Consider the following 11,937-nt stretch of genomic DNA (forward strand, 5'->3'; position numbering starts at 1 on the left):
TTACTCTAATCCGCATTCTGCTTAACGTCTAGTAGACATTTAAAAATTATCATATCTTTTGTGCAAGCAATGCGGCTTGATAAATGGCCGCTTCTGCATCCAACTCTTTAGCTTCAAATGCTCCGCCTATCAGGTGAATATTTTCTGCGCGCCCTGTTTTTTCCTGTACCAACTGTTTAAAGTTATTTGATGTTTGCCCGGCACACAAGACGATTTGTTCGACCGCCAATACCTGCGTTTCGCCGCCTTGTTCAATATGCAAACCTTGATCGTCAATTTTTTTATAGGTTACGCCACTGATTTGTTTAACCCCCTGTTTTTTTAGCACCGACTTGTGTATCCAGCCGGTCGTTTTAGCGAGGTTTTTACCGATAACTTCAGCTTTGCGTTGTAACAAATAAATGTGTCGCTTCACCGTATTATGTTGAGGCAACATCATGCCTGCGCGATGGTGTAAATTAATATCGATTCCCCAGTTTTGGTAATACTGAGCATATGGATTTTCATCTTGCATATTAGCTTCGCAAGCATACACCGCAACATCAATACCAATACCACCGGCTCCAATAATAGCCAAGCTATTCGCTAACTTGACCTCGCCGGCCAGAAGTTGTGCATAAGTAACCGCTTTTTTGCTTTGTATCGCTTGTTCGATCCCTTTAATTGCGGGGATCCGAGCTTCAACACCGGTTGCTAAGATAATCTCATCGTACGATCTAAGGTCTATATTTTGTGCATCTGTATTGAGTTTCAATTCAACCTTTAACTGCGCCAATTGTGTTGCAAAATAGCGTAACGTTTCATTAAATTCACTTTTGCCGGGGATCTGCTTTGCGTAATTAAGTTGTCCACCTAATTGCGCTTGTTTTTCTACCAAGCAAACTTTGTGGCCGCGCTGCGCTGCATATTTAGCGAATGCCATACCGGCAACACCACCACCGACTACCAGTATTTTTTTTTGCTGCTTCGCCAGTTGAAAATTTAACTGTGTTTCACGCGCGGCTCTCGGATTAACCAAACAAGAAGCGACTTCGCCAGCAAAAACCTTGTCTAAACACGCTTGATTACAGGCAATACAGGTATTAATGCTGTTATCCTGACCATTTCTGGCTTTTTCGACCCACTCACTGTCAGCTAAAAAAGGTCTGGCCATTGATATCAAATCAGCCTTGTCTTCTAATAAAATTTGCTCAGCCGTGGCGGGCATATTAATTCTATTGCTGGTCATTACCGGAATATTAACAACCTGCTTAACAATTTTTGTGATCTGACTGAAAGCGCCTCTTGGCACCATAGCAGCAATAGTCGGAACACGAGCTTCATGCCAGCCGATGCCTGTATTTAAAATATCAACCCCAGCTTGTTCAACCCACTGAGCTAAAGAAAGCACCTCTTCTCGACTACTCCCCCCTTCAACCAAATCTAGCATCGACAAGCGATAAATAACAATAAAGTCACGACTCACAACAGAACGAATGCGACGGATAATCTCAAGTGCAAAGCGGCAGCGATTGATGTAATCGCCTCCCCAAGCATCCGTTCTTTGATTAGTGCGCAGAACAATAAACTGGTTTATTAAATATCCTTCCGACCCCATGATTTCAATACCATCATAACCTGCCTGCTGGGCCAACCTCGCACTATGAACAAAATCATCTATTTGTTTTTCGATTTCTTCTGGTGTTAGTTCACGAGGGGTATATCGGTTAATCGATGCTTGCAGTGCGCTTGGCGCCACAATATTTTGATGAAAACCATAGCGACCTGCGTGCAACAGTTGCATACAAATTTTGCCACCTACCTGATGCACTGCGCTGGTCACTAAACGATGATTGGCAACATCTTCCGGTAACCTCATTTGTGCTTGTCCAGGTGCCAACACTCCCTCTTCGTTTGGTGAGATACCGCCCGTTACAATTAAACCGACACCAGCTTGGGCTCGCTCTTTGTAGAAAACAGCGAGTTTATCAAACCCCTTCTTTTGTTCTTCCAAATTGGTATGCATCGAACCCATCACGATGCGATTTTTTAGAAATCCGTGTTTTAGTTCTAGGCTACGAAACAAATGGGGATAATGCATACCAGCTCCATGAAAAAATAAGTCATAACAAGTTATAGCACAAAGGAGATGTATTCACAGTTGACGGCAAAGTAATGTATTCTACAAAGTATTCATCTAAACCAAATAGACTTGCTCTTAACTTGGCAGATAAGGAATTCAAATGCTCTATACGCTTAAAGCGCTCAGTATCAACTTTATCAAAAAATGCAAAAAAGATGAGCTAACTGTCATCTCCGGCCATTTGGCATTTGTTACCCTCCTCAGCTTTGTTCCTTTTATTACGGTGATCTTAAGTATTGTTAGTGCATTTAGTTTTTTTTCTGAAGCTCAGGTCATGATAGAAAATTTTCTATTTAATCAGTTTGTCCCTGAAGCCAGTGCAGATGTGCAAGCTCACCTGCTTCGCTTTATTGAGAACATAGGTAATATGACCGGCTTCAGTACAGCGGCTTTGGTTATCATTGCTTTAATGCTGTTAAAAAATGTAGATAAAGAATTAAATCGCATATTTGTCACAGATAAAAAAAAGCCGCTATGGAAAGACTTATTAATTTACTTTTTGGTCATTATTTTAGGTCCAGTGTTAATAGGCATCAGTATTGCGGCTACCAGCGCATTTTTGGCGATTGACTGGGTTCAAAATGTGGCAGCTTGGTTCCCCGGCAATACCATTGGTGCGCTGTTGCCAGTGTTGTTTTCCTTTTTATATTTTCTACTTTTGTATCGTCTGGTTCCTTCCAGCCCACCTTCTAGTCAAGTCGCTATGTTAGGTTCTTTAGTCACTGCCATTTTATTTGAAGGCTGTAAATACTTATTTAGTTGGTACATCAGCGCTTTTCCAACCTATCAGGTTATTTATGGTTCATTGGCCGCAATACCAATCTTTTTTGTATGGATTTATTTTAACTGGCTGGTTGTTTTAATCGGCGCCGAATTTACCTGCGTATTAGAGCAAACATGGCAGGATAAAACGCATAAAACAGAGAATAACAACTATACTCAGTGAGAACTCTTTTTAAGGAAAATTGATATGTTGTATCCGGATATAAAGCAAAACCATACACACTGGTTACCAACAGAAGACGGACATACATTATATGTGGAGGAGTCTGGCAATCCGAAAGGCTACCCGGTCATTTATTGCCATGGGGGTCCAGGCGGTGCCAGTACGCCCATGTTTAGAAGATTGTTTGATCCTGAAGTTTATCGCATCATTATTTTTGATCAGCGCGGATGTGGTTATTCCGAACCTTTTTTATCGCTGCATAATAACCAGACGGATAAACTAATCGACGACATTGAGCTAATTAGAACAAGACTCCATCTTAAAAAATTTTTATTATCCGGCGGAAGTTGGGGTACAACACTGGCGCTTTTATACGCACAAAGCTACCCACAGCATGTCAGTGCTTTATTATTACGCGGTATTTTTTTAGGCCGACAAAAAGATTTAGCATGGCTGTACGAACCAAATGGTGCTGCGCGTTTATTTCCAGACTACTACCGCCAATTTTGCCAACATATCAACCCAGAGTTAAATAAAAAACTGTGCCATCAGCAAATCATTGAACAGTATTATGAGCTGTTGACCAGCAATAATGAAATAAGAAAACTGGCTGCCGCACGCGCTTGGTGTCTGTGGGAAAGCCAAATTGCTTACCTACATTTTACCAACGAATTGGAAGCCAAAAGCTGTGAGGCTCACCACGCATTAGCAATGGCATTGATGGAATGTCACTATTTTCGTAATCATTGTTTTATTGAAGAAAACCAGATACTTAATAATATAGAGCGTATTCAGCACATCCCCGCCACCATTATCCATGGTCGTTATGATGCGGTTTGTGATTTAAATCAAGCTTGGGAATTATCTGAAATATGGCAAAATAGCCGATTATTAATCGTACCGAATGCCGGTCACTCTTTGGGCGAGCCGTTAATTGCCGATGCTTTTTGTCAGGCTGCCCGCAGTATGGCCCGTTATCTGTTAGAGCAAGAGGATAAAACACTAAAATGATAGCCCTGTTACAACGTGTTAAACAAGCCAGCGTATCTGTACAGAGCCAGAAAATTGCCAGTATTTCACATGGCATATTAGTTTTTGTAGGCGTTGAAAAAGAGGATGACGAAACTAAAGCAAACCGTTTAGCCCAACGCGTCGCTGGTTATCGGATTTTTGAAGACCGGGAAGGGAAAACGAATTTATCGGTGAAAGAGGTTGGTGGCGAAGTGTTGGTGGTGTCTCAATTTACCTTGGCTGCTGATACCAAAAAAGGCATGCGCCCTAGCTTTTCTAATGCTGCCTCACCTGAAATTGCCAATCAATTATATTTACACTTTGCCGGAGAGATTGAAAAGCATGGTATTTCGGTGCAAACCGGCCAATTTCAGGCTGATATGGAAGTTGCTTTGATAAATGATGGGCCAATGACATTTCAGCTAAAAATTTAGGTAATTTACATTCACGGTTTAACGCAAGAAAGAAGAACAACAAATCGAAAAGTACCTTCTATTCCTGACAGCTCCGCATCCGATTTTTCTTGCCATTTTCATATAATTATCGTCTAATAACAAACAGTTGCTAATGGTTCATTGCAGAGCTTTTTTCCCCTATTATTTTATATACCAAGTATACAATACGCCAAACAGACAGACGAATGCTTGATTTGGCTCATTAATAGACAATTTAAAGAATGCTGTATAGCCTTTGTAATTAAATTTGTAATTAAACAAGGTATTATGGAACAACACTTAAACGCAGAAATAAGTAAAAGGATTTGGGTTACCCGATATTTTATGGTTATTGGTATTATTGTGCTGCATTTACCACCATACCAGCCATTGAATGAACTCGGATCATCAATTTTTGACTATATAAAAGCGTTTTTTACACATGGAGTATTTAGAGCGACGGTTCCAGTTCTTACCGTATTATCGGGTTTTTTGCTCTTTCAATTCAACCTTCATTTACAACCTTTTCGCCTGTTATCAAAAAAAATTAGAGCAGTATTAGTGCCGCTCATTCTATGGAATATTCCTTTCGTCATCGCTATCTACCTTTCGCAAAAATACAACATCTTATCGCACGAATTTTCAATTACACTTTACCCATTTGATATATTAAATTGGGTCAATGCTCTAACGGGTTTATTCTCTCAACCTGCAAATTACCCACTTAACTTCCTACGGGATTTATTTGCAGTATCATTGTTGTCTCCTATATTTTGGCTGTTCTTAAAAAGAATACCGTATTTAGGGTTAGCTGTTGTCCTAGTGGTTTATTATTTTAATCTTGAAGGCCCTTTCGTTCTTCGAAATAGTATGCTGGTGAGTTTTTATATTGGTGGTCTAGCTGCCACACAAAAGTGGCCTCTCACCTACTTAGATAAACATGCAAGGTTACTTTTTTGCATATTAATCACATTTTGTGCCGCAATGGTTATCTTTGAGATACAAAACAGGGAACTATTTAGATTGTTATCGCCATTTTTAGTTTGGCCATTATATCACTCATGGTAGAAACTAAATTCTTTGAGTTTTTATATAAAAACTCAAAGAATAGCTTCTTAACGTTTCTGATTCATAGTCCGATCATATTGATTTTATGGCTTATGTATAAAACTTTACCTGCAAATATTCCATATTACATATACTGGATGTTAGCGCCTCCGATTACAGTATACCTGTCTATTATTTTAGCAAAGTATTTTAATAAACTGCTCCCTCGCTTTGCTTCAATAGCCTTGGGTGGTCGTTAAGACAGTATGACTAAATTCCGGCCATTATTTTTAGCTTGGTATAAAGCTTGATCAATTTTGTTTAGCCACTGCATTTTATTTTCACTGTGATTCAGCTCTCCCACACCAAAACTAGCAGTAAGTCGTTCGCCTTTAATAAACTCAGCTTGCATAAAAGCGAGACGAATTTTCTCCGCTAGCTTTTGAGCGGCTTGCAAGTTACAGTCAGGCAACAAAATCAGAAATTCCTCTCCACCCCAACGGCACAATAAATCTGATTCTCTTAGATTATCACGTACTAAATCAGCTGCCTGACGAATCACGGCATCACCAGTCAGATGACCATGCTTATCGTTCACCTGCTTAAACCAATCTATATCTAATAATACCCCAGATAAAGCTAGGTTTTTCCGTTCCGCTAACACTAGGTATCGTTCGAAAAAAATGTCAAAACTATGCCGGTTTAGCGCACCAGACAATTTATCAGTCGCGGCCATCATTTCCAGCTTTTTCTGATAACCTGCGATGGTCCAATACGCCAATACCAATACAACAAAACTAACGGCAATGCCGATTAATATATTGAGCAATAAAGAATCCATTAATTTTTGCATTTCCAACACATCTTTTTGCTCAATCACCAAAAACCAGTCAAACTCCGGGATGTAACGCACGTTGACATATACCGAGTGTCCTTGAGTATCATATTCAAATTTAAATTGCTGCTGTGCTTTTAATTGTTTGAGTTTATCTGGCAATAAAGCAAATGTGGGATGCTCATCTAGCAATTGGAATTGAGCGCCCCTTAATGTCACGTCACCTGAGTGATTAACAAAATAAACTTCGCGTTGATATTTATTTTTATAGGTATCAATCAGTGCCTGAACTTTATCCAAAGCTAAGCCAACCCCTGTCGCACCAATAAAGTTATGTTGATAATCAAAAACCTGATAGTTCACAAAGACACTCAGTTTACTCGGGTTAGCCGTATCATGGTCGACATTGATTTCATACTCAGTGGGCATTTCAGCAACCCTGAAGTACCATGAATCAATTGCCGTACTTCTATCAACCGTTTTCAAAATCCCCTTTGGGTGATAATACTTACGGCTATTTTCCGAAACAAAAAAAGCAGTCACTGTATTGTATTTTTGTTGAATGCCATCTAGGTATCGAATTAACGCATCAGCTTCGGTTTCACCTGCTAGCGCCCAATCACGCAAAAAAGTATCTTGCGCCATCAAAGAAGCAATAAAAATCGGCCGCATTAAATCACGCTGAATTTCTGAATAGATGTTATCGCCTGTTAAGGGCAGAGTTGATTCACTAATTTGCTTGGAAACCGCATTGTGCGCGACATAATAACTCAGCAGGCTATTGGCAATAAAACCGCTCAAAATTAATAGCGTAACTACAATTAAAAAGCGAAACTTTTCTTGGTTTTTTTGTATTTTTTTCATTGAAGTGGACCTGCCCAAATGGCAATTGGGCTAGGTTTTTATATAGTTAGAATTAGCCTAAAATTTGCTGGATCCAGCCAGATATTTTTTGGATTTGTTCTGCGCAAACATTATGCTGCATCGGGTATTCATGCCATTCAAGATTAAAACCGGCATTCTTAACGTGCTCAGCAGATACTCGCCCCAAAGCAACAGGGACAATTTCATCATGTGTACCATGCATAACCATGACAGGTGTTTGTCTAGCACTCGCTGATACTTCGGTTTGCAATCTTTCAGGCATAGCCAAATAAGCAGACAAAGATAAAATCCCTGCGGCCGGTTTAGCTTGACGACATCCTAAGTGGTAAGCCATGACCCCACCTTGTGAGAATCCTGCAATAATCAGCTTGTCTGACGTTAATGAATATTTGTCGAGCTCGCTATCTATCAATAACTGGAGTTGTTTAGCTGACTCTAAAACGCCTTTTTCATCGGCTCTTTGATTAAACTCAAAAGATGCAATGTCATACCAGCCCCGCATCGGCACGCCACCATTGATGGTAATAGGCCGTACAGGTGCATGTGGGAAGACAAACCGAATACCTAACTCATCAGGAATTTTGAGTTCCGGCACTAAAGGCGCAAATCCATGTCCGGAATCACCTAAACCATGCATCCATACCACCAACGCTTTAACATCCCCTTTCGGGTTCACATCAATGTGAGGTATTAACTCAGCCATAACATCTCCAAATTGCAAATCCAGACTGTTTTTAACATGTATTTGGTGAACAAACCAGCAATTTAGCGCCGAAAAATCACTTCTTCGCCTGCTTGTTTAGATACCGCGTCATTCATAAAGTGCCAGAATTCATCACCAAAACGCTCATCAATCCATTTGCCATCCTGATAATTAAAGTGATAACCGTTAAACTTAGTGGCAACCCACAGCTGTAGTAGCGGCTCTTGTTTATTGATGATGATTTTACTGCCATCGGCAAATTCTATATCGAGTTTGCCACCGGCATTTTCATAATCGATATCAATTTGTTCTTCAATTTGCTCTAAAGTTTGTTCAATTTCTAATAAAATATCGTCCACTAAGTGGTGATATTGAGTTTCTGTTAATTCGCTCATGACTTTCACTTGATTTTCCTCGGATGAATGCGATTATAGTGCGCATTACTAGACAATATAAGGGTTGTAATGAGATTTAAAATGCTTTCTTGCATATTAATTTTGTCTGCAATGGTTGCAGCATGTGGTCAAAGAGGCCCACTATACCTGCCTGAGCCTGAGCAACAAGCGCCTCAACAACCTGCAGATCAGACAAAATAGGTGGAACTCCTTTGGATTTTTTTAACTACAAAAACCAGCAATTATTTGCAGAAGACGTTGCTGTTGCAAACATAGCAGAAGAATTTAATACGCCTTGTTATATCTACTCAAGAAGCGCGATAGAACAAAACTGGCAAGCATTTGATAAAGCTGCAGGCCAGCATCCGCATTTAGTTTGTTATGCGGTAAAAGCCAACTCAAATTTAGGCGTGCTCAATGTCATGGCACGCATGGGTTCAGGCTTTGATATCGTTTCTGGTGGTGAACTTGCCCGCGTGATTGAAGCCGGCGGCGATCCAGCCAAAGTGGTTTTTTCCGGTGTTGGTAAAACAGAAGCAGAAATAGAATACGCACTAGAGGCGGGTATTTTATGCTTTAACGTAGAATCACAACCTGAACTAGACCGCATTAATAAGGTTGCAGCAGAGCTAGATAAAAAAGCGCCAATATCAATTCGTGTAAATCCGGATGTTGATGCAAAAACACATCCCTATATTTCAACTGGCCTCAAAGCCAATAAATTTGGTATCGAACGTGAGCGCGCACTTGAGGTGTACCAATACGCGGCTTCATTGTCACATTTAGATGTGCAGGGTATCGACTGCCATATCGGTTCTCAGCTCACTGACGTGCAGCCGTTTATTGATGCATTAGACAAGGTTTTATTGTTGATTGACGAGCTTAAAGCAGTGGGCATTGAAGTTAAACATCTAGACGTGGGCGGCGGCTTAGGCGTTACCTATAATGACGAGATACCGCCTTCAGTTGATGAATATGTTGCAGCTTTATTAAGCAGATTGACAGATCGCCCAGCTCTTAAGCTTATTTTTGAGCCTGGCCGCTCTATCATGGCAAATGCTGGTATTCTGGTTACGGAAGTCGAGTTTATCAAACAAGGTGAAGAGAAAAACTTTGCAATTATTGATGCTGCGATGAATGATTTAATCCGCCCTTCTTTATACGAAGCGTGGCAAAATATCGTTCCGGTTGATCAGAGTTTAGAACGTGACGCAGCCATATATGATATTGTTGGCCCTATCTGCGAAACCGGCGATTTTTTGGGTAAAGACAGAAACTTAAAAATTGCGGCCGGAGATTTATTAGCCGTGCGCTCAAGTGGTGCATATGGTTTTACTATGGCATCTAACTATAACTCCCGTTGTCGTGCCGCGGAACTAATGGTTGATGGAAAATCAACACATTTAGTGAGAGCACGTGAACAGCTAACCGATTTATGGAAAGGTGAAACTGTGCTACCGGCGTAGTCTAGTCCATATCTATCAAGCAAAAGGTAAAAGTTAAACGACTGTATTGGCAGGCGTTTAACTCTTCAAATCAAGATAACAATCAAGACCCCATTATGGTGGCTAGACATTTGTTATTCCTTGCGCCATCATTTCCCATTTCGCCAAAGAGACTTAAAGTGCATGTCTATTATCGCAATTTACCCAGGCACATTTGACCCGATAACCAATGGGCATATAGATTTGATTGAACGTGCCAGCCGAATGTTTACTCAATTAATTGTTGGAGTTGCGAATAGCCCTTCCAAAAAACCACTGTTTAACCTCACAGAGCGAGTCGAACTGGTTGAAAAGGTAACCACGCATCTAAACAATGTTTCGGTTATTGGTTTTAGTGGCCTGTTGGTCGATTTAGCCAAGGAGAATAAAGCAACTGTGCTGGTTAGAGGTGTGCGGGCGGTTGCTGACTTTGAATATGAGTTTCAGCTTGCTAATGTAAATCGCAGTTTATACCCAGCTTTAGAAACCATATTTTTAACACCCATTGAAAAAAATTCTTATATTTCGTCCAGTATTGTGAAAGAGGTTGCTCGACACGGTGGTGATGTTAGCAATTTTGTTGCCGCTGTCGTGGCAACTCAATTACGTGACAAGTTAACGAAAAATTAGCAAAGAATTCGGCTTTCCTAATATTTATTTAACGTTGAAAATCGAGCTTTTGGTAAATGGTGCTTGGTTAAAGGACAACAAACTATAGATCAAGCACCAAAATTTTAGATTTCCGCTGATAATTGTAGAGCTCTTGTTTTTTGCCCGGTAAATCTTCCACCCCACCAAAGTGAAAACCCTGCTCCAAAAACCAATGAATGCTGCGAGTGGTCAACGCGAAAACTTTATCGTAGTTGCGTTGTCTTGCCTTAAGCACAATATGCCGCAATAACATTTGCCCACGATCTGCATCGCGGTAATTTGGATGAACCGCTAAACACGCAAACTCTCCGACATTATCAGCCTCAAAAGGATATAAAGCGGCACAACCGATTACCAGTCCATCCCGTTCAATCAAAACGAAATGGTCAATTTCCATTTCAAGTTGCTCGCGAGAACGGCGAACCAACAAGCCTTGCTCTTCCAGTGGACGAATAAGATCCAGGATCCCACCGATATCGCCAATTACCGCACTACGCAATTTTTCTGCCGGCTCAGTAACAATTTGCGTACCAATACCATCGCGCGAGAACAGCTCCTGCAACAATGAACCATTAATCTGATAACTGACTAGGTGACATCTAGGAACGCCTGCTCTGGCGGCTGTAATCGCAGCATTTAGAAATGCCAATTTACCAGCGCATGAAATATCATCCTGATTGAGCGCATGCATTATTTTTTCGGCGTCATTGGGTAGCAGTTCTGCAATAATTTCATTGTTCTGATCGGCAATACCATTACTGTCTGTAAAACCTATCATTTTATCGGCTTTAAGCTTTATCGCGACCTGGGTGGCAATTTCTTCCGCTGTTAAATTGAAACTTTCGCCAGTGACAGACGCGGCAATAGGTCCCATTAAGACAATACCATTGGTATCTAGCTGGCGCTTAATACCGTTAACATCAATTCGACGAACTCGACCTGAATGATGGTAGTCAACCCCTTCATCTACCCCTAATGGCTGTGCTATCACGAAATTACCACTAATTACGTTTATTTGAGCACCTTGCATAGGGGTATTACTGATACTCATAGAGAGCCTTGCGGTGATATCTAATAATAATTCACCGGCAACTTGTTTAATCAGACGCAACACTGAATCATCTGTGACCCGAACTCGATTATGATATTGGCTCTGAAGACCCGCGCCTTTCACGGCGTCATTGATTTGCGGTCTCGCACCATAAACCAACACGACTTTAATGCCCAAGCTGTTCAGCAACGCGATATCATTGATAATATCGTGAAAACCCGGCTGGCGGATGGCTTCCCCACTTAACATAACGACAAATGTTTTACCGCGGTGGGCATTCACATAAGGTGCGGATTGACGGAATCCGTCAACCAATTCTGTGGTACGTACGTGTTTTTCCATTGCCATATTCAGTTCGTAATCAGTTGATTCA

General features: G+C 40.8%; 12 protein-coding genes. 7 read left to right on the top strand and 5 right to left on the bottom strand.

The features are described from left to right. Positions 1-49: 49 nt before the first annotated feature. Entirely contained in the window at positions 50-2,080 is a 2,031-nt protein-coding gene (locus FNT16_RS04805) for an FAD-dependent oxidoreductase (protein ID WP_143870478.1), read from the bottom strand. 142 nt (positions 2,081-2,222) lie between these two features. On the opposite strand from FNT16_RS04805, the gene FNT16_RS04810 reads away from it, so the two are divergent. From FNT16_RS04810 to FNT16_RS04825, 4 genes are all read left to right on the top strand, one after another. Then, complete coding sequence (locus FNT16_RS04810) at positions 2,223-3,068, top strand: YihY family inner membrane protein (RefSeq protein WP_143870479.1); 846 nt, start codon at positions 2,223-2,225, stop codon at positions 3,066-3,068. A 24-nt stretch (positions 3,069-3,092) separates the two neighbouring features. Further along, the gene (pip, locus tag FNT16_RS04815) at positions 3,093-4,079 is read left to right on the top strand and encodes a prolyl aminopeptidase (RefSeq protein WP_143870480.1); all 987 of its coding nucleotides are present in this window, start codon (positions 3,093-3,095) and stop codon (positions 4,077-4,079) included. Then, complete coding sequence (dtd, locus tag FNT16_RS04820) at positions 4,076-4,513, top strand: D-aminoacyl-tRNA deacylase (RefSeq protein WP_143870481.1); 438 nt, start codon at positions 4,076-4,078, stop codon at positions 4,511-4,513. The genes pip and dtd overlap by 4 nt, the downstream gene beginning before the upstream one ends. A 288-nt stretch (positions 4,514-4,801) precedes the next feature. Continuing rightward, positions 4,802-5,581 carry an acyltransferase family protein gene (locus tag FNT16_RS04825; RefSeq protein WP_143870482.1) on the top strand — a complete coding sequence of 260 codons (780 nt, stop codon included), beginning with the start codon at positions 4,802-4,804 and terminating at the stop codon, positions 5,579-5,581. A gap of 235 nt (positions 5,582-5,816) precedes the next feature. Here FNT16_RS04825 and FNT16_RS04830 read toward each other — a convergent pair whose 3' ends face one another. The 3 genes from FNT16_RS04830 to cyaY all read right to left on the bottom strand — a co-directional run bounded on the left by FNT16_RS04830 (position 5,817) and on the right by cyaY (position 8,378). Next, a complete protein-coding gene (locus tag FNT16_RS04830; RefSeq protein ID WP_143870483.1) occupies positions 5,817-7,259 on the bottom strand; it encodes a sensor domain-containing diguanylate cyclase in 1,443 nt (480 codons plus the stop codon). Positions 7,260-7,311: 52 nt separating this feature from the next. Next, positions 7,312-7,983: an alpha/beta hydrolase gene (locus tag FNT16_RS04835; protein WP_143870484.1), complete on the bottom strand. Its 672-nt coding sequence runs from the start codon at positions 7,981-7,983 to the stop codon at positions 7,312-7,314. A 62-nt stretch (positions 7,984-8,045) separates the two neighbouring features. After that, positions 8,046-8,378 carry an iron donor protein CyaY gene (gene cyaY, locus FNT16_RS04840; RefSeq protein WP_143870485.1) on the bottom strand — a complete coding sequence of 111 codons (333 nt, stop codon included), beginning with the start codon at positions 8,376-8,378 and terminating at the stop codon, positions 8,046-8,048. A 69-nt stretch (positions 8,379-8,447) separates the two neighbouring features. Between cyaY and lptM the strand changes: the two genes are divergently transcribed. The 3 genes from lptM (at position 8,448) to coaD (ending at position 10,492) form a co-directional block, all read left to right on the top strand. After that, positions 8,448-8,579 carry an LPS translocon maturation chaperone LptM gene (gene lptM, locus FNT16_RS04845; RefSeq protein WP_221935063.1) on the top strand — a complete coding sequence of 44 codons (132 nt, stop codon included), beginning with the start codon at positions 8,448-8,450 and terminating at the stop codon, positions 8,577-8,579. 11 nt (positions 8,580-8,590) lie between these two features. Further along, positions 8,591-9,844 (top strand): diaminopimelate decarboxylase, encoded by a 1,254-nt coding sequence (gene lysA / locus FNT16_RS04850; protein WP_143870487.1) that lies wholly within the window; start codon positions 8,591-8,593, stop codon positions 9,842-9,844. Positions 9,845-10,006: 162 nt separating this feature from the next. Further along, positions 10,007-10,492, top strand: coding sequence for a pantetheine-phosphate adenylyltransferase (gene coaD / locus FNT16_RS04855; RefSeq protein ID WP_143870488.1), 486 nt, complete (start codon positions 10,007-10,009; stop codon positions 10,490-10,492). A gap of 82 nt (positions 10,493-10,574) precedes the next feature. Here the strand turns inward: coaD and argA are convergent, their stop codons facing one another. Next, entirely contained in the window at positions 10,575-11,912 is a 1,338-nt protein-coding gene (gene argA, locus FNT16_RS04860; RefSeq protein WP_185976697.1) for an amino-acid N-acetyltransferase, read from the bottom strand. Between the last annotated feature and the right edge of the window lie 25 nt (positions 11,913-11,937).

This window comes from Catenovulum sediminis (genome assembly GCF_007289895.1).
Classification (GTDB): domain Bacteria; phylum Pseudomonadota; class Gammaproteobacteria; order Enterobacterales; family Alteromonadaceae; genus Catenovulum; species Catenovulum sediminis.